Source organism: Bellilinea sp., from assembly GCF_053501535.1.
In genome coordinates this window covers 1-21074 of record NZ_JBRCOK010000014.1, presented here as the reverse complement: position 1 = coordinate 21074, position 21074 = coordinate 1, and the positions used below count along the sequence as shown (strand labels likewise).

Sequence of the window (21074 nt, the reverse complement as noted above, 5' to 3'; positions counted from 1 at the left end):
ACATCTGCACGCGCACCTGCGGCTTCTGTGATATTAAGCGCGGCCGCCCTGAAGCCCTGGACTGGCTCGAACCCGAACGGGTTGCCCAGGCCGTCAAAGCCATGAACCTTCAGCACGCTGTGATTACCTCGGTCAACCGCGATGACCGCAAGGACGGCGGCGCACCGATATTTGCCATGGTCATCCGCCGCATCCGTGAACTGTTACCCGGTTGCTCGATCGAAGTACTGATCCCCGATTTCAAAGGCAGCGTAGAGGCCCTGCGCATCGTCATGAGTGCCCGGCCGGAAATCCTCAATCACAATGTCGAAACCGTACCGCGCCTGTTCAAACTGGTTCAGCCGCAGGACCGCTACGAATGGGCTAAAGCCACCCTGAGCAATGCCAAAATTCTCGACCCGGATGTGCTCACCAAATCCGGTATCATGGTAGGGTTGGGTGAAACGATGGACGAGGTCAAAGCCGTCATGGAAGACTTGCGTTCGTGGGGCGTAGAAATCCTGACCATCGGACAGTATTTACAACCCAGCCGCAAACACCTGCCGATTGCGCGTTACTACACGCCCGATGAATTCGAGCAGTTACGCGAATTTGGATTGCAAATTGGCTTCAAGTGGGTGGAGAGCGGCCCGCTGGTGCGCTCATCCTACCATGCTGCCGAACAGGTTCGCGCGTTGAGCGTGGTACACCGTCAGTTGTACGGTGAACCAACCAGTAAATAGGCTATACGCAACCCTTTTTTTCATTCATCTCCAAGTGAGATGCCCATCTCCCGCGCGGTCTGAATCAGGTCGCTATCCAGGCTCACCCGGCGCGGTTGAGCCAGTGCTTCTTCCAACGGTACATCTACCACCTCGCCGCCGCGCAGGGCCACCATCCTGCCAAACCGGCCGGCTGCCGCCAGCCGTACCGCTGCCCCGCCCATGCGGGTACACAGCACCCGGTCAAAGGCAGTCGGGCTGCCGCCGCGCTGCAAATGCCCCAGTACGGTGACCCGCGTTTCTACGCCGCAGGTTTGGGTCAGCCCCTCCGCCACCTGCTGACCAATCCCGCCGAGACGCGGTAAAAAGACCTGATCGCCCCCCATGCGATAAACCCGCTCACCGCCAGCGGGGTGTGCCCCCTCCGCTACGGCAATGATGCTGAAAAACGCCCCAGCCGCTACCCGGTCACGGATTTTGGCGCAAATCGCCTCGATGCGGAAAGGAATTTCCGGGATGAGAATCACGTCCGCTCCGCCGGCGATTCCGGCATACAAAGCAATATAACCGGCATCCCGCCCCATCAGTTCCAGAATCATTACCCGGTGATGCGATTCGGCGGTTGTGTGCAGGCGGTCAATCGCCTCCATCGCCGTGTTCAAGGCCGTATCAAAGCCAAAGGTAAAATCGGTACCGTTGATGTCATTGTCAATTGTCTTGGGCACACCGATCACCGGCACGCCTAACTGCTGGTAAAGTTCCAGCGCAATCCGCAGGGTGCCATCCCCGCCGACCACGATCAGGGCATCCAGATTAAGGTTTTGAAGGCGTTCGATGACCTGCTGGGAGGTATCTTCGACAACCTCCACGCCGTTCCGAATCACCTTGCGCGCGAAGGGATTACCCCGGTTAGCCGCCCCAAGGATGGTGCCGCCGCGCGGCAGAATACCGCGCACATCGCTGAGTGTGAGAGGGAAAACGCCGCCTTCATCTACGAAACCGTCAAACCCGTTGCGCACCCCCCATACCTCACAGCCATAATGGAGGACGGCCGTCTTGACCACAGCGCGAATCACGGCATTCAGGCCTGGCGCATCACCCCCGCCGGTAAGCACGGCAATTTTCTTCATGCTCTAATTATAGCCATTTCGAAGAATCCTTTTACAATTCTTCGCTCAACTTTCTGTTCGGGCATATAATGCAGACAACATATTCACTTGCGAACAAAGCCAAATGACCCTCAACCTGTGGTGGATACGCCGCGATCTGCGGTTGAACGACAATCCTGCGCTCTTTAATGCCTTGGCGCAAGGCAGTTCAGTCCTGCCGGTTTTTATTCTTGACCCGCGGCTGCTGGCTCAACCCGCTCAGAACCGCCAGCGGTTTCTGTTCAGCGGACTGCGGCGACTGGATGAAGAACTGCGTCAACGCGGCAGCCGACTGCTCATCCGGCGCGGATTACCGGAAGAGGTGCTGCCTGCATTGGTTGCGGAAAGCGGCGCCAGCGCCGTATTTGCCGAGGAAGATTACACCCCCTTTGCCGGGCGGCGCGATGCCAGACTGGCAAAAGAGATTCCGTTGAAGCTGGTTGTCGGGGTTACCGTTCACCATCCATCCGCGGTCATCAAGGCTGACGGCAGTCCCTACACCGTATTTACCCCTTTCAGCAAAGCCTGGAAAGCCCTACCGATCTCACGACCGCTGCCAGCCATCCCAACTCGTTTTCCAGCTGCACCCGTCCTGACCGGTGAAACGCTGCCTGAAACGGAAGAAAATCCCTACTTCCCGGCCGGTGAAGCTCAGGCAGAACGGCGGTTAATGGACTTTCTCAATTCGGGCGTATTTTCCTATGCGGATGACCGCAATCGGCTGGATTTGGAAGGAACTTCCAGACTTTCGCCTTACCTGCGTTTTGGGATGATTTCCGCCCGCCGCGCGGCAGCCCTGACCATGGAAAAAATTCAGCAAGCGTCCGATCCCATTGCCCGTAAAGGGGCAGAAACCTTTCTCAACGAATTAATCTGGCGTGAATTTTACAACGCCATTTTGTATCACTTCCCGCACGTGCTGAAAACCGCCTTCAACCCGGCCCTGCGCAACATCCCCTGGCGCAATGCACCGGATGACCTTTCCGCCTGGCAGCAGGGTTTGACCGGTATCCCCGTGGTGGACGCCTGCATGCGTCAATTATTGGAAATGGGCTGGATGCACAACCGCGGGCGCATGATCGTGGCTTCCTTTCTGGTCAAAGACCTGCTGATCAACTGGCAGGAAGGGGAGGCATGGTTCTTCCGTCATCTACTGGACGGAGACCCGGCCGCCAACAACGGCGGCTGGCAGTGGACTGCCGGCGTTGGGACAGATGCCGCGCCCTACTTCCGCATTTTTAACCCCATTCTGCAAAGCAAGAAATTTGACCCGCAAGGGCGTTTCATCCGCCGCTGGCTGCCCGAACTGCACCAGCTGCCGGATGAATACCTGCACGAACCGTGGCTGCTGCCCGCGGAAATGCAACGCAAAACCGGTTTCAAACCCGGCCGCGATTACCCGTTGCCGCTCGTAGATCACGCGCAGGTGAAGGAACGCACCTTGCGCGCTTACCAACAATCCAAACAAGCGGAGGGAACATGATTCGCAATCAATGGTACGCGGTGCTTGAATCCAAAGAGGTGCCGAGGAGCAAACCGATTGGGGTGACCCGCATGGGGGAAAAACTCGTCTTCTGGCGTGACCGGCAAGGAAAAGTCAACTGCCTGAGCGACCGCTGCGCCCACCTCAGCGCCAGCCTCAGTCAGGGAAAAATCACCCCCGAAGACCGCCTGGCCTGCCCGTTTCACGCTTTTGAATACGATTCAACCGGGCAATGCCGCTATATTCCAGCCCTCGGGCGCAGCACCGAACCGCCCAAAGCCATGCGCGTTCAGGCTTACCCCACCTATGAGGCGCATGAGTTCATCTGGATCTGGTGGGGAGAACCCCGTCCCAACTTAACGCCGCCACGCTGGTTTGATATTGATGAAACCTTCTCATACGGCAGCTACCACGAGCAGTGGCCGGTGCACTACTCAAGAATGATTGAAAATCAGATGGATGTCATGCACCTGCCGCATGTTCACTACAATACCATCGGGCGCGGCCGACGGGTAGTGGTGGATGGGCCAATCGTTACCCTGGAGGATGACGTGATTCGCATGTGGGTGTACAACCGTCCGGATGACGGCACACCACCGCGCAAGCCGGAGGAACTGCCCGCGCCGCAGCGCCCGCCGTTTCTCGAATTCATCTTCCCCAACCTCTGGCAAAACCGCATCAGCGATGACCTGCGGATTCTGGTGGCCTTTGCGCCGGTTGATGAAGAAAACGGCATGTTTTATCTGCGTTACTACCAGCGTGTGGTGCGCTTACCGATCATCAAAAACCTGTTTAACTGGGCCGGGGTGTTGGGCAGCCGCTATATTGCCAATCAGGATAAACGTGTTGTCAGCCGGCAGGATCCCAAAAAGTCATCTTTGCGCAACGGCGAGAAATTCGTGCAGGGCGACCGCATCATCCTCACTTACCGCCGCCGTCGCGAAGAACTGATTGCCGAAAACAACCGCCCATCCTCGCTTGCATGAAAAACACCTTCCTCATCACCATGTGCGATCTCTCGCTGGAGGCGCTGAAAGCCTACCCGCCCAACGAAACGCGCATTTTGATGATCGAATCACAACGCAAATGGCAGGCACTCCCCTTCCATCGCAAAAAGATGGTGCTGGGCATTTCTGCCATGCGCCATTTTGCCCTTGAATTGCAGCGGGCCGGTTATGAGGTGGACTACCGCCACGAGCCGGACTTTGCGAGCGGGATTGAGGCTCACGATCACCAGTACCAGCCGGGGCAAATTCTGGCATTTCAGCCCCGCGAATGGGGAATGCTGCAAATCCTGCAGCGTTTGAGTGAAAACCTTCCCCTCACCCAAATCCCCAATCCGTTCTACTTCCTGCCGCGCGAGGAATTCATCCGCTGGGCTGATTCCCAGCAAAATCTGCGCATGGAAAATTTTTACCGCTGGATGCGCCGGCGGAAAAATATCCTGATTCAAAACGGAAAACCCGCGGGCGGTCAATGGAACTTTGACAAACAAAACCGCCGGCCGCCTCCCAACCGCGCCTATCCCGACCCGCCCCTTGTAGAGCCGGATGCCATCACCCGTAAGGTCATCCAGATCGTACAGGCTCAGGAGGGTTTTTGGGGCAGCGCAGACGACTTTCGGCTGCCGGTCACCCGCGCCGAAGCATGGACATGGATGGAGCACTTCTTCCGCTGGCGCTTCGCCGACTTTGGCCCCTATGAAGACGCCATGCGCCGCGGTGACTGGCTGGTTACTCATTCCTTGCTGTCCGCTTTTCTCAATCTGGGTTTGCTGCATCCGCGGGAGGTTGTCGAACGCGCCATCCAATCAGCCGAGGAATATGCCGTACCGCTGAACTCACTGGAAGGATTCGTGCGTCAGGTTTTGGGATGGCGGGAGTACATCCACGGGATGTACTGGTATAAAATGCCCGAATACCGCACCGTCAATTACTTTGAACTGGAACGCAATCTGCCAGACTGGTACTGGCAGCCGGATAAGTGTGAACTGGCATGTTTGCGCGATTCGATTGAAATGGTCAAACAGCACGGTTTTGCCCATCACATTCACCGGCTGATGGTGCTGTCCAACTTTGCCACTTTAGCGGGCGTCAATCCGCTGCGCCTTTCAGAATGGTTTTGGGCCGGCTTTGTGGATGCTTACGAATGGGTGGAACTTCCCAATGTGTTGGGCATGGCAACCTACGCTGACGGCGGGCTGTTAGCCAGTAAACCCTACATTTCCAGCGGCAGTTACATCCATAAAATGAGCGACTACTGCTCTGACTGTCGTTTTGATGTCCATCAAAAGCTGGGCGAAAATGCCTGTCCGTTCAATTACCTGTACTGGTACTTTCTGGATAGGCAAAGGGAAAAACTGAGCCAAAACCCGCGAATGACGGTTATCTACCGACTGCTAGAGCGCAAATCCGCTGAGGAGAAAGCCGCCATCCGCCGCGAAAGCGAACACTTTTTAGCCCGTCTGCCGCAGGGGAATTCCGATTACCACTTTCAGTATGACGCCGGTTGAGTTGCAGTTTCGTTGCAAGTGCCAGAAAATAACCAAAAAGGGCTTGCAATTTTGGTTTGAGTGGCTATAATAAACAATGTCAATCGCCTGGGTGCCCCCCTCACCCCGGCGATTGATTATTAGCGGCGTTTTTAGCGGTAGAAGGAAAACTTGAGGAGAGTCAGCCTGTCGGCTGGCTCTTTTTGATTTCGCGGGGAGCTGTGTAAGATTGCTCTGCTGTTATGGGCGTTTATGCCCGGAAATTAAACGCAACAGTGAGGCTCGCACCACTGCCGGCCTGGTAAAATCAGCACGGTGTTTCCAGATCGAAAGAAGCAAAAGCATCGCCCACACGATCCCCAGGAGATAATCCGGATGATACATCCAGATGAACGCCCCCAGCACTCCCTGAGAGAGTAGCACCACCCAGCCGCTGTTTTCAAAAATCAGGTACAACAGCCCCATTGAAACGCCCAAAATGACCGGCGCTTCAAACAGGGTCAATCCCGTCCAAACGCCAAACATGGCAGTAATGGCTTTGCCGCCCCTGCCGCGTAAGAATGGCGAATAGGCATGCCCCAGAACCGGTGCAACCGCAATGGCGGCCATCCAGGGCAGCGCAGGCCGGTCAAACCAGTACACCCAGCCCACCGGAATGGCCGCCTTGAAACCATCCAGTAAAATGGCAAGCCCACCCCACCATCTCCCGCCAGCGCGCACCAGATTGGTAGCACCCGGATTTCCATCCCCAAATTGACGGATATCCCTGTGAAGTAAAAACTTTCCCAGCAGTAAAGAATATGGCACGCTGCCCGAGAGAAAGGCAACGGCCAGCCAGAGCCATTCGTTCATGAGGTTTTAATCCTGTGCCTGTTGCGGCGGTTTTAGGCGCATGACTTTCCAGAGAATGCCCGGCAGCAATGCCAGCTTTTGAATGGCACTGGTATGCGCCCGGCAAGTATAGACATTGTAATTCAAGGCCTCAATTTCATCCAGAATGGCAGCATAGAGCAGCGCAGCCGCCCCCACCGCCGGACGAGCCCGCCGCGAAAGCAGCGCAATGCCCGGTAAAGCCTCATCATAGAGGCGGCGCGCTCTTTCAATCTCAAATTTCATCAGGGCGATGAAACGTTCATCATACACCTGCTCGCGAATATCCTGAATGGTCAGTTCAAAACGGCGCAAATCCTCTTCCGGGAAATAAACCCGGCCACGCTGGGCATCTTCTCCCACATCGCGCAGGATGTTGGTCAATTGCAAAGCAATACCCAGCTGGATGGCATAGGGTGCAGCCTGTTCAAAAGTCACCCCTTCTGCCAGCCCGATGATCGGCATGGAAAGCAGCCCAACCGTGGAAGCCACGCGGTAACAGTAACCCTGCAAATCTTCCCAGGTGGCATAGGGTTTGAAGTGCACATCCATGCACACCCCGTCAATCAATTCCCGTTCGTATTTCAGGTCAACGCCGTATCGCTCACGGGTCAGTGACCAGGTCAACAAGACAGCGTGAGTTTGCTGGTGGGGAGGAAGCGCCGTTTGCGCCCGCCAGTTTTCAATATCGGTAAGGGATGCCCGATCCGAATCGACCAGATCATCGGTTGCCCGGCAAAAAGCATACAATGAACGGATTGCCCGGCGAACCGAAAAAGGCAGTAAACCGGTTGCAAAATAGAAGGTCTTGGAATGCTCCCGAATCACCTGCTCGGTGGCGCGAAAAGCCGCCTGTAAATTAGGCACACTCAAGTGAAGTTCAGCAGATTGCCACGGCATACGGGAGTCTCCCATAGTATTAACCCGTTATCCGTTAAGCCGTTTCGCGAATCAGGTTTTCTACAATTTTTGCCGAAGAAAGCACCCCCGGCAGACCGGCTCCGGGATGAGTACCCGCCCCCACAAAGTAGAGGTTATCGAATTCCTCCGAGCGGTTATGCGGACGGAACCACGCCGATTGGGTGAGAATCGGCTCGACCGAAAAAGCCGAACCCAGGTAACTGTTCAACGTATCCCGGAAGTGCAGCGGGTCAATATAATGTTCGGCAACGATATTGGCGCGCAGGTCGGGCAGGTAATTTTTCTCCAAAAATTCCATAATCCGGTCACGATACGGACGGGCTTCTTTGCTCCAGTCAATGCCGGAGCCGAGATGGGGTACCGGTGAAAGCACATAAAAGGCCTCCATCCCATCCGGCGCCATACTGGGATCGGTGAGCGTTGGCATGTGCAGGTACAGCGAAAAATCATCCGCCAGAATTTTCTTGTGGAAAATATCATCCAGCAGCGGTTTATAGCGGCTGCTCAGGATGATGTTGTGGTGCGCCAGCCGTGAATCCAGATAGCGGCGGCGGGTTCCAAAATAAATCACAAACAGCGACATGGAGTAACGCATCCTTTCGATGCGCCGGTTGGTGTATTTCCGCCGATAGGTTTCCGGGATCATCGAGCGGTAAGTGCTGGCCACATCCGCATTGGAAACGACCATATCGGCTGCGTAAAACTCGCCGTTGCGCAGCCGAATGCCCGTAACTTTGCGATTCTGCACAGTGATTTCCGCCACATCGGCGTTCAAGTGCACTTTTCCTCCCAGTTCAAGGAACAATCTGGCAAAGGCTTCTACGATTGCACCTGTTCCGCCCAATGCGTAATGTACGCCCCACTTCCTTTCCAGATAGTGAATCATGGCATAGATACTGCTCGAATCGAAGGGGTTGCCGCCAATCAACAACGGATGAAACGAAAAAACCTGGCGCAGAAAATCATTTTTGACAAACTGAGAAACATAACTGTAAACCGAACGGTAAGACTGGAGGCGGATCAAGTCCGGTGCAACTTTCAACATGTCGGTTACTTTCAAGAAGGGTTTATCCGCCAGTTCCACGAACCCTTTTTGGAATATGGCACGGGTATTTTCTATAAAGCGCTGGTAACCCTCTTTATCTTCCGGATTCCACAGGTCAATTTGAGAAAGGATGAACTGCGGGTCGTTATTGTAATCAAAGCACTTCCCTTCATGGTCAAAAATCCGGTAAAAGGGATCAACCGGTACCATCTGGAAGTAATCTTCCCGCCGCCGTCCGGCCTGTTCAAAGATTTCATCAAACATGAACGGCGCAGTGATGACAGTCGGCCCGCCATCAAATTTGAAGCCGTTGATTTCATAAACATAGGCGCGCCCCCCCAGTTTATCGCGCTTCTCGAAAATTTCTACATCAAAGCCGTTGGCAGCCAGTCTGACCGCTGCTGCAAGACCCCCAAAGCCAGAACCGATGATGATGATTTTTTTAGACATTTTCCCTCCAGAAGAAATGAAATGTGCAATCGCATTGGAAAGCACAATAGAGATTTTGACATAAACAAGCCAACTTGACAAACGATTGTACAAACTATGTAGAATGCAGCCGTTCGGCTTTCAAGATTAAACCGTCGAACTCTGTTTGAGCCGAAAAATAATCCAGCACCTGCCGGGCTACCCGCATGGCACCAAGGGTTACCCCGGCGGTGGACTGCCCTGGAAATATCGAATCGCCAACCAGCCAGAGGTTTGAAATGCCCGTCCACGAGCCTCGCGCCGCCAGCAGGGAGGTTTGCGGGAATCCTCCCACCATCCCATAGGGACGGCGGGTGTAAAAAGCAAACGTGCGCGGTGTGCCGGGCAGGCACAAACGTACTGCCCGCCGGATGCCCGGCAGCGCTAATTCGGCCGCCGCCAGCATTTTTTCGGTGTAGGCTTGCCGCTTTTCCTCATAGGCCGAGCGGTCGTCAAGCCACCAATCCGCTACACGAGTATGGGTGGAAAGCGTGGCAGTCCGCATCCCCGGCGGAGCACGCAGCGGGTCATCTTGGGGTGAGAGGGAAATAAACACGGAGTTCCCTTCGCCCAGCGGCTGGCCAGCATTCACCACTACCTGAAAATGATCGGCAGGTACAGCCGGTAATTCGGCCTTTTCCAGGCCGAGATAGAGGGTAAAAGCACCCCAGCCTTTTGGCCGTGCGTGGATTTCGTTCTGCAGGCGTTGGGGGACACTTTTCCCCAGCACTTCTGCCAGCCCCCACGGGGTCAGGTTGGCAACCACCCCATCGGCTTGAAATTGTAAACCCTTGCGGGTATGAACCAGAAGATTGCCATCCTGTTTAACAACAATGCTTTCAACCGGCTGGCGGTAATAAAGCGTTCCGCCGTTGTGAGTCAGCCAATCTGCCAGAGTTTTCGCCAGTTGACCAATTCCACCCCGCACATGATGGACGCCGCGGCGCGGCAGGTCCAACGCAGCACTGCCATACAGCGCATTGGCATGAGGCGAGGTGGTTTGGGCTGAAATCAGCAATTGTGAATCAACAAATGCCCTCAGCAGTTTGCTGGAACGGCGCGGCAGTAAATGACCAACGGTCAACAGAGCAAAGGGGGCCGCCGGCAGGGTTGAAGGGCGCAAAGCCTTTACCAGATCCCCACAATCCCGCAAGGACTGGGGCGGGAAGGGGAAATTCCGCGCCGAAACCTGCCAGGCCTGTTCGGCCAGCCATTCCTGCATCCTCCAAAAAGAGCGGCTTTCGGGAAAGTTCTGCTCAATTTCCTCCCGCCAGCGCTCCCGTTCAGCCCATTGAAAAACCGGCTGCCCTTCGATAAAAGTTACCCAGGCCGGGTTCACCGGCTGAATTGGCCACTCAATCCCCAGCAGGTTTGCCAGGCGCGCGTGGGGGCCACCCCGGCTGAACCCGCCAGCCAGAGTAGCACCGGCATCAAAACGGTAGCCCTGGTGGTAGAAGGTGCCGGCTGAACCGCCAGGATAAATATGGGCTTCCAAAACGGTCACCCGCAGCCCAGCCTTGACCAGCAAAGCCGCAGCAGTTAAACCGCCAATTCCCGCTCCTACCACGACCACATGCGGGATTTTTGCGCCGGTCATGCGCCTTTCCTCCCGCGCCCGATCAACCAGCGGGTCACCCAGCTGCGATAGGTAAATAACAGCCGCAGCGCCAGCGGCGAATAGACCAGCCTTGTCCACCAGCCGGCAACGCCTTGCGGGTATTCAAATTCAATTTCTTCCCTTATCAAGGTTCTTTGAGCATCCAGCGCTTCAAAGGAATGGCGATGGTGCCAGAAGCGTAATGGTCCTTTCACCTGCGTATCGGTGAATCCTCTCAGGGCATCCACCTGGGAATGCAACGCTCTCCAGCGCACCGGGAAAGGACCAAACCAAAGGGTAAATTCTGCAATCGAACCTTCCGCAATCGGTTCAAGGTAATGAAACTGGACAAGGATGGGCGGCGGGGTTAACCGGCGCAAAGCCCGCGTATCGCGGTGAAACGCAGCAACTGCCTCTTGATCTGCCCTGACCTCAAACTGAAAGCGGAAATGGCGCATGAAAATCACCTAACGCGGGGCAGGCGTGACTACCGCCGGCTGGTGCGCCGGCCGGTAGATATACCGGTAAACATACGTTGCCAGCCAGAGGACAATCAACGCGGAGAACAGACCGGGTGCCCATGTTCCAAGGGTATCCAAAAGCAGCCCCCCCAAAGTGGGCGAAAAGACGCGGGTCAGGCTTTCCAGTGAAGCGGCCAAACCCAGCGTACCACCCACTTCAATGGGCGCCACCGACTTGCTGATCGCACTGTTGATAACGGTATTCAGCACGCCGCCGCCAAGCGCAATTGGGATCAAATCTAACAGGAGTGTCGGCACACTGGTAACCAGCGCCCATCCCAGCAGGCCAACCGCCATCAATACGGTGGCCATAAAAATAAGGGATGGTTCGCTGAAACGACGGGTCAAACGCCCGATGAGAAAGCCCTGTACAAAGGCGGAAAGAAATCCCACATAGGTGAGCAGATAGCCGGTGGTTTGAGCGGTCAGGTTCAAGCGCTGCAAACCCCAAAGGGCAAAAATGGTCTGAAATATCGAAAAAGCAATTGCAAAAAAGAAGCGGGTATGCAGCAATGGCCCGACTACCGGTTTACGCAGCGCCGCCAGCATGGCGCTCAAAGTCATCGGCGGGCGTTTTCCCTGCGCCAGGGCTGCGCGGCGTTCGGCAGTCAGCGATTCGGGCAGCCAGAAGAGCACCATCAACAAGTTCAGCGCTGAAAGGCCGGCCGCCGCAAAAGACGGCACTCCGAAGCCAAAGCGGCTGAGCAGTCCGCCAATCGCCGGGCCGAGGATGAAACCCAGCCCAAATGCCGCCCCAATCAGCCCCAGACCGCGGGCGCGGTTGCTCTCGTCCGTTACGTCGGTAATATAGGCCTGCGCCACGCTGATGTTGCTGCCGATGATACCCGCCAAAATGCGGGCAGCGAACAACATCCACAGGTTGGCAGCCAGCCCGAGCAGAACAAAACTGAGGATGTTCCCGGCAAGGCTGATCAGCAGTACCGGACGACGCCCAAAACGATCCGATAGACGGCCAAAAATGGGGGCTGCCAGAAACTGCGCCAGCGCATACACTGCAACCAGCAGGCCAATTTCGAAAGAACTGGCGTTGAACTGTTTGGCGTAATAGGGGAGCAGGGGCAAAATCAGGCTGAAACCCAGCAGGTCAATGAATATGATGACAAAAACGGTGGAAAGTGCTTTGTTTTTGAACATAATAAAACCTCTTTGCTACAAAATTGCGCCTGATCTGAAATCAGGCGCGGAAATAAACCAGCATGAAAATGTCCTTTTTCGGGCTAAGTGCCCGTCATCAATTGTTCAAGGCGCGCCACAATTTCGGCAGGCGTTCCGCTCAGGTAAACCGCGGGCACATTTTCCGGCAGTTGATGCTCCAAAAAAGCCCGCCCACCCAACACCACAAGCGGCTGGGGTTCGGGAAACTGCTTTAAAATCTCCGGCAGACGGGCAAGTTGAACAGCCGAATCCTTGCGGGTGGCGGTGAACAACAAAAGACGCGGCCGCAGGGGTAAGAGGGCTTCTTCCAGCCGGTCAAGCGGCAGGTCCTGTCCAAAGTATTTGACATCCCAACCGCGCCAGCGCAGCATGACCACCAGCATGAGCAGACCAATCTGGTGCAGTTCTCCCGGCGCGCAGGCAGCCACAATCACTCCCGGGCGGGCCGGCGGCGCCGAAGCCGAAAGCATGCTCATCAGGTACTGCATGCAAAACTGGGTGGCGTAATGCTCAACCGCAATCGGCAGTTCACCGCGGTGCCAGCGTTCGCCTAACTCCACCAACACGGGGGTGATAATATACACCAGCACCTGATCCACGGAATACAGTGAGAACGAACGCCGCAGGATTTCTGTGGCAGATTCCTCGTTGAAGTTGATCAACGCGTTCAAAAACTGCTGCGAAAGCGCGTCCAGCGAAGCGGGGCGCTCCGGTTGAACCACCGCTTGCTCGGTCAGCGGGTCCTTGCCCATGGCGCGCAATTCGTGCAGGTATTCCACCGCCCGCCCAATACTCATCCCGGCGTCCACATGGCGCTTCAGCCATTGCAACAACCGCAAATCATACTCAGAATATAAACGGTATCCTTGATCGCCACGCGAAGGGCGCGGTAAACCGTAGCGGCGTTCCCATGCTCGCAGGGTAACCGGCAATAGACCCACCAGGCGCGAAACCGCCTTGATGTTATACACCGGAACATGATGGGGATTTACCAGCGCCGGATCATCCATTCCAAAATTAACCTTTTCTTTTTCCACAATTTTCACCTGTAACTAATCTATCATAATGAAACGGGCTGGAATTTACAATGCCGATTCAAGGTTTGTACAACCTGTCGGCATTTATTGACCTCAGACAGTTTCGGCAACGCTGCTGCGCGAAGAAACCTTGCGGCTGTGCGAAAGCAGTTCGCCCACTTTTTCAACGGCCTGATCCAGGGTTTCTCCAAGGAAAATGCCGGCAATTTGCTTTCTCAATTGAGGTTTGTAATTAAAAGCACTGCCACCGTAGCCGAACAGGGGCGTAGGCCGCAGGCGATTAACTTTTTCCTGCATGCGCCTCAATTCCAGCGCAGCCGATTCCATGCTGGCGCTCAGGATGATCATGTTTGGTTTTTCGTAGCGGGCGTAATCCACCAGATCATCCAGCGGGATATCCGGGCCAAGGTACTCAACCCGGTAACCCTCACTGCGCAGCAGAACCGCCATCATCAGCGCGCCAATCTCGTGCTGTTCAGTAGGTGCGCCGCCAATCAACAGGTGGGGAGCACCGCGCCGGCTGGGATAGGATTGTAACAATGTCAGCAATTTACCCCGCAGATACGAACTGGCAAAGTGCTCGGTGGTGATGCGGATATCGCCGCGGTACCAGGCCTCGCCAATTTCCACCAGTGCCGGCCCAAAAATTTGGGTGCAGACTGTCATGATGTCATACCCTGCCAGCACCTCTTTGACGATTTCCCCGCTGCGCGCCTCATCATGCTTGATCAATGCTTTATACAGTTGATCCGCATAAACTTCCGGTGCGGTATCCGGGCGGACACGCTCGACCGCCGGCATGGTCGGTACTGCCTCCGGCCAGACGCCGTTACGGGTCATACTGCGCAGTTCACTGATGGCATTGCTGATGGATACGCCTTCGTCAATCCGTTTTTTCAACCAGCGTAAAATGGCCACATCGCGGTCCGAATACAAACGATAGCGGTTATCGGAACGGTGGGGAGTGAGCACCTCATGCCGCCGCTCCCATGCCCGCAAGGTAACCGGTCGAATGCCGGTTTGGGCAGCCACTGCCTTAATGGTGTATTTTGGATCATCGGGGAAATCGGTTATGGTCTTCATGCCTGCGTCCTTTCAGTCGGGTACCTGCGTTTTTGCTAATGCAAAGTTGTACTAACCTTGTACACACTAATAATATAGCAGGTTTTACAAGGTTTGTACAGTACCCTTGTACAACTCTAATACAACTCTTAACTTTGTACTTTACGCAAACGCATCGGCAAGCCGTCATGCGGCCGCAGCGTAACCAGCGGGTCAACCTGAACCGGTTCGTGGGTTGCCAGTTCCAGGCGATAATGCTGGGTCACGGCTGCGAGAATTAAGACGCCTTCAATCAGGGCAAAATTGTTGCCAATGCACAGGCGAGGGCCACCCCCAAAGGGAATATACGCATAGCGCGGAATTTTCCGTTCATTGCCATCGGTAAACCGCTGCGGCAAAAAGGCTTCGGCATCTTCCCAAAACTGAGGATGACGGTGAATAACGTACGGGCTGATCACGATCAAAGCCCCGGCGGGGATTGTCTGACCGTCGAACACATCCTCGCCGAGTGCCTTGCGGGTGATCAGCCAGGCCGGCGGGTAGAGACGCAGCGCCTCTGAAAAAACCGCGGCAGTGAACAGCAGCCGTTCCAGATCCGGATAGCAGGGAAGACGGTCAGCGGGAAGTCGGGCGACCTCCTCCCGCATCTGCTCCCAAACCTGGGGGTGCTGCGCCAGCAGATACCACGACCAGGTCAACGCGCTGGCTACCGTTTCATGCCCGGCGATTAACAGCGTAATGATTTCATCCCGAATTTGGCGATCGGTCAAACCGCCGCTATGGCTCTCTTCATCGCGTGCATTGAGCAGCATGTCCAGCAAATCATCGTATCGGTTACCGCTCCTGCGCCGATTCTCCATGATCTCATAGACGGCCTGATCGAGCTGACGCAGCGCCTTGCGGAAAGATAGATTTTGCGGAATCGGCAGCCAGTCGGGCGGGGCAAAGGGATTTTGAGCGCGGTAGATGACATGATCGAGAGCCGTTAACACCGCCCGGGTCAGGCGGGGGGCATCCGTACGCAGGTCAATCGAAAACAAGGCTTTCCCCACAATTTCCAGCGTCACAGCCATCATCTCGCGGTCAACGTCCAGCACATCGTCCGAAGCAACTCGCTGCCAGCGTTCCAGCATCGCCTCAACCGCCGGCGCAATGACCTCATCAAGGCTGGCAAGCCGCGAGCGCGAGAAAGCGGGTTGTTCCATGCGGCGGTGGCGCAGCCACTCTTCTCCATCACTGGTCAGCAGTCCCCTGCCGGTGATCGTTGCCAGTGTGTTGTATTGAATTGTATCCTTGGAATAGTTATGATGATTGTCCTGCAGCACCCGGCGAATATAATCGGGATGGTTAATGAAAAACACCTTGCTGCCGCCGACCGCAAAGCCGACCAGATCACCGTAACGCCGGGAACATTCCAAAAGGAAGCCCGGCGTATCTTTGCGGATTTTATTTAGATGAGGAAGAAGATCTCTCCCATTGAGAATTTGCATACCCTTGACCTTTATGGGGTTGGATTTTCCCAATATCTTACCTGATCTACTTTGATGGTGAACTTTTCTGTATCACGTGCGCCGACAAACACGCCGAAGTAACCTTTACTGAAGGTGTTGTCCCGTGCTTCTCCAACCAGCTCGCCGTTGACGTAGAGGATCAAGCGGTCACCGATTGCCATTAACCCCAACCGGTTGGTCTGGTTGGCGCCCGCCTTCACCGCCGATTTGGCAGTCCAGGGGATCAGATTGAACATTTCGCCTTTAGCTCCGACGGTTGCATCCCAACGGCGCAGGGAAACTTTACCATCACAGGTTAAGCCAGCCAGATAGCCACGGTTGGGGTTGCGGCTTTCCGGCACGCGCACAATCATCCCATAACGGTCATTGGTGTTGCAATTTCCGGTCTGAAAGGTCATTTCCAGATAAAAATTGGTCAGTTCCGGCCATGTCAGACGCCAGCCATCCGTGGTGGTCAGGCCGGTCAAGAACATCACCCCATCACTGAAGGAAATTTCGGTGAATTTGTCACTTCCCATTGGCCAGTTATTATCCTTATCCATGTTATCTGTCCAGCTGGCTGGCCCCAAACGCGCCACCGGATCGTTTGGTGAAGGCGTGAAAGCAATTGTCGCCGTCGGCTGAAGGGTTGCTGTAGGAGTCGGCAAGGGTGTTTCGGTAGGCAGGGCTGGCGGTTCGGTCGGTGAGGGCTGAACCTGAGTCGGCTCGGTAGTTTCCGTAGGTAAAAGCGGAGTTTCGGTAGGGGGAATGGTCGGCAGGGGCTGGGTGGGTTGAAGTCCCGCATCCTCGGTTGCGGTTGGCATGGTGGTCAGGATAGCGGCCACCTGAGTGGCAATGGTATCTTCATCCGGTGTTGGCATCGGCTGGAACAATCCCCCGCAGCCTGCCAGCAAAAACAGGGCAAATAGGGCGGCAATCATCTTTTTCATTGTTTCCATCATCCTTTTAACTTTTCGTGAAATTCTGTATATAAAACAGGACGGTTTTCAGCCTGCGCCGGTTCCCGATTACAGAAATGGAATGACTTATGCCTTATACCCAATTTGCCGCAAAAAGTTTTTACGCCATGCAATATCCTCTTCCCCTTCAATCCCCTTCGGGCTGAAACCGTCAATCACACCCAAAATACCGCGCCCCTGATCGCTCTGGGCAACAATCACCTGGGTTGGATTGGCAGTAGCGCAGAAAATCCGGCACACTTCCGGCACAGTGCGCAGCGCGTTCAGCACATTAATCGGGTAATATCCGCTGCCGAGGAAGAGGATAAAAGAATGGCCGGCGCCAATTTTTTGAGCATTCTTCTGCGCCAGTTCAATCATCTGTTCATCTGTTCCGCTCCAGCGAATCAGGCACTTGCCAGAAGCCTCGCAAAAGGCCAGCCCAAAGCGGATGCCCGGCACCGTACCAACCAGCGCTTCGTGAATATCCTCCACTGTCTTGATGAAGTGCGACTGTCCCAAAATAAAATTGATCTCTTCCGGTTTTTCAATGCTGACCAATTCCAGTTCCATGGGTTGATCTCCTTTCTCTCTTAATTTTACCCATAAATGGTAGAATTACCGGCGTCAGGCAATGGAAATCCTGACGAAATCCGTTCATGAGCAGGTGAAACCAGAAGGATTTTATGCAAAACGAAACCAACCGGACTTATCGTTATTTTGACTGGGTAATGGCTTTGTTCGTCACCGTGCTGATTATCAGCAACATTGCCTCGTCAGCCAAAATTATTGATTGGGGGGTTTCTATCTTCGGTTTGCGTCTGGCGTTCGATGGTGGAACCATCCTCTTTCCCATCTCCTACATTTTTGGGGATGTGCTGACCGAAGTGTACGGTTTTCGGCGCGCCCGCCGCGTGATCTGGACCGGTTTTGCCATGCTGGCGCTGACCGCCTTTGTCCTCTGGCTGGTGCGAGTTATGCCGGGTGAAGCCACCTGGCAGGAGTATGCCGGACAGCAAGCCTACGAAGCCATCCTCGGCGGCATCAGCAGCGGCGGAATTGTGCTGGCCTCGCTGGTGGCCTATCTGGCTGGCTCCTTCAGCAACTCCATCGTTCTGGCGCGCATGAAAGTGATAACCCGCGGGCGGTTTTTGTGGATGCGCACCATCGGCAGCACGCTGGTGGGCGAGGGGGTGGACACCCTGATTTTCATCTTCGTTGCCACGCTGGCGGGGGTCTTCCCGTGGGAATTGTTTGCCACCTTGACCTTCACCAACTACATCTTCAAGGTCGGCATTGAAGCGATTATGACGCCCTTGACCTATCAGATCGTCAATGCCCTCAAGCGCGCTGAGAACGAAGACTATTTCGACACCCACACCCGCTTCACGCCGTTTGCGGTCCGGTGAATTTACCGGCAATCACCACCACATACTCACCGCGGATTGGCTCTTTCTTGAACACCTCAATCAGGTCAGCCAGCGTACCGCGGTAAACCGTTTCAAACATCTTGGTCAGATCATTAGCAACGGCTGCCGGGCGGTTACCGAACACCTGCAAAGCATCCGCTAAAAAGGCTTGCAGACGGTAGGGACTTTCATAAAAAATCAGCGTATGCGGGCTGTCCTGATCCACTGCCAGAAAACGCCGACGCGCCCCGCTCTTTCGCGGCGGAAAGCCGCGAAAAGTAAAGCTGTGCACCGGTAGACCGGAAAGCACCAGCGCGGCGATCAGCGCGGTTGGTCCGGGTATGACCGTCAGCGGAAGGCCGGCTTCAATCACCCGGCGCACCAGGAGATAACCCGGGTCAGAAATTGCCGGTGTACCGGCATCCGTCACCAACGCCAGCGAATACCCTTCTTTCAATAAATCCAGCAGGCGGGGCAGGGCACGTTCTTCGTTATCTTCGCGGAAGGATATCTGTCGCTTGGAAATGCCGAAATGTTTGAGCAGCATGCCCGTCTTGCGGGTATCCTCACTGACCACGTAATCCACCTGATTCAGGGTATCCAGCGCACGCTGGCTGATATCTCCCAAATTTCCAATTGGCGTAGAAACTAAATATAACACCGATGTATCCCCTCGCCGCCAGGTTCTTATTCGATCACAACCTTGCTCAAATCTTCTTGAGGAGCGGGATACCGCATATTCAGCCCCTTGAGCGCATCAACCAGCACACTGGCAATCACCAGATTGCGGTACCACTTCTTGTTGGAAGGCACAATGTACCAGGGCGCGTAGTCGGTGCTGGTTTTGTTCAGCACATCCTCATAAGCCTGCATATATTCCGCCCAGCGAGCGCGTTCTTTCAAGTCGCCCACATTGAACTTCCAGTGTTTGGTCGGGTCATCCAGACGCGCCTGCAGACGTTTTTTCTGTTCGTCCATATCAATGTGCAGGAAGAACTTGAGAATCAGCGTACCTTCATCGGCCAGCAAACGTTCAAAATCGTTGATATGGGCGTAGCGGCGTTTCCAGACATCTTCCGGCACCAGCCCGTGCACCCTGACGACCAGCACATCCTCATAATGGCTGCGATTGAAGATGACAATCTCACCCTTGGCGGGCGTCTGTCGGTGTACCCGCCAGAGATAATCATGGTCCAATTCCTCCGGCGTTGGCACCTTAAAATTGGCAACCCGCACCCCCTGGGGATTGACTCCATCGAACACGTGGCGGATGACGCCGTCCTTGCCGCTGGTATCCATCCCTTGCAGCACAATCAGCACCTTGTGTTTGTGTTCGGCGTATAACAGTTCCTGCAAAGTTTCCAGCTCGCGGTTCAGTTCCTGCAGCCGTTCTCTGCCTTCATCTTTGCCGCCATCGAACGAGTCAGTTTCATCCGCATCCCAATCCTTCAATCGAATCTTCTGTTCCGGTTTAACGCGGTATTTGTCCATCGTTTTCTCCTCCGTCAGGTGAACTGATTTGATTATAGCCGTAAGCGGCACAAACCTGCCCATCAAAAACGGGATGGAAGCGTGGCCTTCCATCCCGTTTTACTTAAGACCTGCCAGTATGCCTTAAGGGCGGGCAATAAAATCGAAGGTTAGTTTTACCTCATCCTCAGTATTCAGCACACCCAAAATCGAAATTGGGCCAACCCCAAAATCACTCATTAAAAGGGTGGTGGTCGCTGTACCGGTCAGGGTGTCGCCGCTCAATTGAGCGGTGATGTCAAAGGCCACCTCGCGGGTTACATCCTTGACGGTCAGGTTGCCAATCACCCGAAAGGCGTATGGCGTCGCCTCACTGTATGCCTGGGGCAACCCCTCCACCCGCAGCGGCTCGAAACGGGCAATCGGGTAGCGCGCCGATTCCAGCCATTGATTACGAATCACCCCATCCCGGCGGGACGAGTCGGACTTAAACTGGCTGATATCCACCTCAATCACACCGATGCTGCTTTCCGGCGGGTTGGAGAGATTGGCGTACACCTCGCCACGCACTTCGGTGGTTACGCCCACTGCCACTGCAAAGCGGTTATTTTGGTTGATAAAAGTTTCACCAACCTCGTAGGTTACACGGGATTCACCCGGTACAATTTTGTAAATGACGGTTTGGTTCTGCTCGCCATTGCCTGTTTCACTTACGGCTGTTTCGGTTACTTGAGGCTCGGTGAGTTCCACCGTCGGCTCAGGGGTAGCCGGCATGGTGGGCAAGGGCGTTGGGGAGCTGCTTTCCAGGGTGGGGGTTGGCACCACTGCGGCATTCGGCGCACAGGCAGATGCGACCATCAGCATGAGCAGCACGAACATGAGGGATACAGATATCTTCATTATTCATTCTCCTTTTTGGAGGACCAAATTGTCCGTATGGGTCGAATTGAATAGTATAAAGTTTATCCTATTAGTATTAATTCAAAATGAAAATGTATCCCCCTCAGGGGTTGGATTGCAGACCCTCTCAGGAACCCAGTTCCTGTCGGCCCGCCAAAGCGCGCAGCAAGGTGTTCTGATCGGCGTATTCCAGATCGCCCCCTACCGGCAAACCGCGCGCCAGACGGGTGATGCGCACGCCACTTTTTGCCAGTTGCTGCTGAATGTACAGCGCAGTAGCGTCCCCTTCCATGCTGGGATTGGTCGCCAGAATCACTTCCTTGACC

21 protein-coding genes are annotated in these 21074 nt (G+C 55.0%); 5 read left to right on the top strand and 16 right to left on the bottom strand.

Annotated elements, in window-relative coordinates:
* Window positions 1-722 (top strand): lipoyl synthase (locus ACWIZX_RS01115; RefSeq protein ID WP_448334553.1); only part of this gene is annotated, 722 nt, incomplete at its 5' end.
* A gap of 20 nt (window positions 723-742) precedes the next feature.
* On the opposite strand, the gene ACWIZX_RS01110 is transcribed toward ACWIZX_RS01115, so the two are convergent.
* Entirely contained in the window at window positions 743-1831 is a 1089-nt protein-coding gene (locus ACWIZX_RS01110; RefSeq protein WP_448334552.1) for a 6-phosphofructokinase, read from the bottom strand.
* Window positions 1832-1934: 103 nt separating this feature from the next.
* On the opposite strand from ACWIZX_RS01110, the gene ACWIZX_RS01105 reads away from it, so the two are divergent.
* From ACWIZX_RS01105 to ACWIZX_RS01095, 3 genes are read left to right on the top strand one after another with little or no spacing between them, the layout of a single operon-like run.
* Window positions 1935-3332, top strand: a complete 1398-nt coding sequence (locus ACWIZX_RS01105) for a cryptochrome/photolyase family protein (RefSeq protein WP_448334551.1) — start codon at window positions 1935-1937, stop codon at window positions 3330-3332.
* Window positions 3329-4318 (top strand): Rieske 2Fe-2S domain-containing protein, encoded by a 990-nt coding sequence (locus ACWIZX_RS01100; protein ID WP_448334550.1) that lies wholly within the window; start codon window positions 3329-3331, stop codon window positions 4316-4318. Before ACWIZX_RS01105 ends, ACWIZX_RS01100 begins: the two co-directional genes overlap by 4 nt.
* Window positions 4315-5844, top strand: coding sequence for a cryptochrome/photolyase family protein (locus ACWIZX_RS01095; RefSeq protein ID WP_448334549.1), 1530 nt, complete (start codon window positions 4315-4317; stop codon window positions 5842-5844). The genes ACWIZX_RS01100 and ACWIZX_RS01095 overlap by 4 nt, the downstream gene beginning before the upstream one ends.
* Window positions 5845-6063: 219 nt before the next feature.
* On the opposite strand, the gene ACWIZX_RS01090 is transcribed toward ACWIZX_RS01095, so the two are convergent.
* From ACWIZX_RS01090 to ACWIZX_RS01040, 11 genes are all read right to left on the bottom strand, one after another.
* Window positions 6064-6675 (bottom strand): glycerol-3-phosphate acyltransferase, encoded by a 612-nt coding sequence (locus tag ACWIZX_RS01090; protein ID WP_322792353.1) that lies wholly within the window; start codon window positions 6673-6675, stop codon window positions 6064-6066.
* 6 nt (window positions 6676-6681) lie between these two features.
* A complete protein-coding gene (locus tag ACWIZX_RS01085) occupies window positions 6682-7593 on the bottom strand; it encodes a phytoene/squalene synthase family protein (RefSeq protein WP_448334548.1) in 912 nt (303 codons plus the stop codon).
* A 34-nt stretch (window positions 7594-7627) separates the two neighbouring features.
* Entirely contained in the window at window positions 7628-9109 is a 1482-nt protein-coding gene (locus tag ACWIZX_RS01080) for a phytoene desaturase (RefSeq protein WP_448334547.1), read from the bottom strand.
* A 94-nt stretch (window positions 9110-9203) separates the two neighbouring features.
* Window positions 9204-10724, bottom strand: a complete 1521-nt coding sequence (locus tag ACWIZX_RS01075; protein WP_448334546.1) for a phytoene desaturase family protein — start codon at window positions 10722-10724, stop codon at window positions 9204-9206.
* The gene (locus ACWIZX_RS01070) at window positions 10721-11182 is read right to left on the bottom strand and encodes an SRPBCC family protein (RefSeq protein ID WP_448334545.1); all 462 of its coding nucleotides are present in this window, start codon (window positions 11180-11182) and stop codon (window positions 10721-10723) included. The genes ACWIZX_RS01075 and ACWIZX_RS01070 overlap by 4 nt, the downstream gene beginning before the upstream one ends.
* Before the next feature lie 9 nt (window positions 11183-11191).
* The gene (locus ACWIZX_RS01065; protein ID WP_448334544.1) at window positions 11192-12400 is read right to left on the bottom strand and encodes an MFS transporter; all 1209 of its coding nucleotides are present in this window, start codon (window positions 12398-12400) and stop codon (window positions 11192-11194) included.
* An 83-nt stretch (window positions 12401-12483) separates the two neighbouring features.
* Window positions 12484-13458: a MerR family transcriptional regulator gene (locus tag ACWIZX_RS01060; RefSeq protein ID WP_448334543.1), complete on the bottom strand. Its 975-nt coding sequence runs from the start codon at window positions 13456-13458 to the stop codon at window positions 12484-12486.
* A 93-nt stretch (window positions 13459-13551) separates the two neighbouring features.
* Complete coding sequence (locus tag ACWIZX_RS01055; protein WP_322792258.1) at window positions 13552-14541, bottom strand: MerR family transcriptional regulator; 990 nt, start codon at window positions 14539-14541, stop codon at window positions 13552-13554.
* A 128-nt stretch (window positions 14542-14669) separates the two neighbouring features.
* The gene (locus ACWIZX_RS01050; RefSeq protein ID WP_448334542.1) at window positions 14670-16010 is read right to left on the bottom strand and encodes a cytochrome P450; all 1341 of its coding nucleotides are present in this window, start codon (window positions 16008-16010) and stop codon (window positions 14670-14672) included.
* Between the two features lie 11 nt (window positions 16011-16021).
* Complete coding sequence (locus ACWIZX_RS01045) at window positions 16022-16960, bottom strand: family 16 glycoside hydrolase (protein ID WP_448334541.1); 939 nt, start codon at window positions 16958-16960, stop codon at window positions 16022-16024.
* A gap of 96 nt (window positions 16961-17056) precedes the next feature.
* Window positions 17057-17542: an adenosine-specific kinase gene (locus tag ACWIZX_RS01040; protein WP_448334540.1), complete on the bottom strand. Its 486-nt coding sequence runs from the start codon at window positions 17540-17542 to the stop codon at window positions 17057-17059.
* A 113-nt stretch (window positions 17543-17655) separates the two neighbouring features.
* Here ACWIZX_RS01040 and ACWIZX_RS01035 point away from each other — a divergent pair, with 113 nt between their 5' ends.
* Complete coding sequence (locus tag ACWIZX_RS01035) at window positions 17656-18378, top strand: queuosine precursor transporter (RefSeq protein ID WP_322792392.1); 723 nt, start codon at window positions 17656-17658, stop codon at window positions 18376-18378.
* Here the strand turns inward: ACWIZX_RS01035 and rsmI are convergent.
* The 4 genes from rsmI to ACWIZX_RS01015 form a co-directional block, all read right to left on the bottom strand.
* On the bottom strand, window positions 18356-19039 hold the full coding sequence (rsmI, locus tag ACWIZX_RS01030) for a 16S rRNA (cytidine(1402)-2'-O)-methyltransferase (protein WP_448334539.1): 684 nt from the start codon (window positions 19037-19039) through the stop codon (window positions 18356-18358). The genes ACWIZX_RS01035 and rsmI overlap by 23 nt on opposite strands.
* Window positions 19040-19065: 26 nt before the next feature.
* Window positions 19066-19869 (bottom strand): polyphosphate kinase 2 family protein, encoded by an 804-nt coding sequence (locus tag ACWIZX_RS01025; RefSeq protein WP_448334538.1) that lies wholly within the window; start codon window positions 19867-19869, stop codon window positions 19066-19068.
* A 123-nt stretch (window positions 19870-19992) separates the two neighbouring features.
* Window positions 19993-20748, bottom strand: coding sequence for a YceI family protein (locus ACWIZX_RS01020; RefSeq protein WP_448334537.1), 756 nt, complete (start codon window positions 20746-20748; stop codon window positions 19993-19995).
* A 127-nt stretch (window positions 20749-20875) separates the two neighbouring features.
* Window positions 20876-21074, bottom strand: a 199-nt coding sequence (locus tag ACWIZX_RS01015; RefSeq protein WP_448334536.1) for a toprim domain-containing protein, incomplete at its 5' end; no start/stop codon positions are given.

Bases quoted from the DNA above. Each gene is read 5' to 3' on its own strand.
- ACWIZX_RS01050 (WP_448334542.1), bottom strand. From the start codon at position 16,010: ATGCAAATTCTCAATGGGAGAGATCTTCTTCCTCATCTAAATAAAATC.
- ACWIZX_RS01075 (WP_448334546.1), bottom strand. From the start codon at position 10,724: ATGACCGGCGCAAAAATCCCGCATGTGGTCGTGGTAGGAGCGGGAATT.
- ACWIZX_RS01080 (WP_448334547.1), bottom strand. From the start codon at position 9,109: ATGTCTAAAAAAATCATCATCATCGGTTCTGGCTTTGGGGGTCTTGCA.
- ACWIZX_RS01065 (WP_448334544.1), bottom strand. From the start codon at position 12,400: ATGTTCAAAAACAAAGCACTTTCCACCGTTTTTGTCATCATATTCATT.
- ACWIZX_RS01110 (WP_448334552.1), bottom strand. From the start codon at position 1,831: ATGAAGAAAATTGCCGTGCTTACCGGCGGGGGTGATGCGCCAGGCCTG.
- ACWIZX_RS01045 (WP_448334541.1), bottom strand. From the start codon at position 16,960: ATGAAAAAGATGATTGCCGCCCTATTTGCCCTGTTTTTGCTGGCAGGC.
- ACWIZX_RS01085 (WP_448334548.1), bottom strand. From the start codon at position 7,593: ATGCCGTGGCAATCTGCTGAACTTCACTTGAGTGTGCCTAATTTACAG.
- ACWIZX_RS01090 (WP_322792353.1), bottom strand. From the start codon at position 6,675: ATGAACGAATGGCTCTGGCTGGCCGTTGCCTTTCTCTCGGGCAGCGTG.
- ACWIZX_RS01100 (WP_448334550.1), top strand. From the start codon at position 3,329: ATGATTCGCAATCAATGGTACGCGGTGCTTGAATCCAAAGAGGTGCCG.
- ACWIZX_RS01055 (WP_322792258.1), bottom strand. From the start codon at position 14,541: ATGAAGACCATAACCGATTTCCCCGATGATCCAAAATACACCATTAAG.
- ACWIZX_RS01025 (WP_448334538.1), bottom strand. From the start codon at position 19,869: ATGGACAAATACCGCGTTAAACCGGAACAGAAGATTCGATTGAAGGAT.
- ACWIZX_RS01095 (WP_448334549.1), top strand. From the start codon at position 4,315: ATGAAAAACACCTTCCTCATCACCATGTGCGATCTCTCGCTGGAGGCG.
- ACWIZX_RS01035 (WP_322792392.1), top strand. From the start codon at position 17,656: ATGCAAAACGAAACCAACCGGACTTATCGTTATTTTGACTGGGTAATG.
- ACWIZX_RS01070 (WP_448334545.1), bottom strand. From the start codon at position 11,182: ATGCGCCATTTCCGCTTTCAGTTTGAGGTCAGGGCAGATCAAGAGGCA.
- ACWIZX_RS01105 (WP_448334551.1), top strand. From the start codon at position 1,935: ATGACCCTCAACCTGTGGTGGATACGCCGCGATCTGCGGTTGAACGAC.
- ACWIZX_RS01040 (WP_448334540.1), bottom strand. From the start codon at position 17,542: ATGGAACTGGAATTGGTCAGCATTGAAAAACCGGAAGAGATCAATTTT.
- ACWIZX_RS01020 (WP_448334537.1), bottom strand. From the start codon at position 20,748: ATGAAGATATCTGTATCCCTCATGTTCGTGCTGCTCATGCTGATGGTC.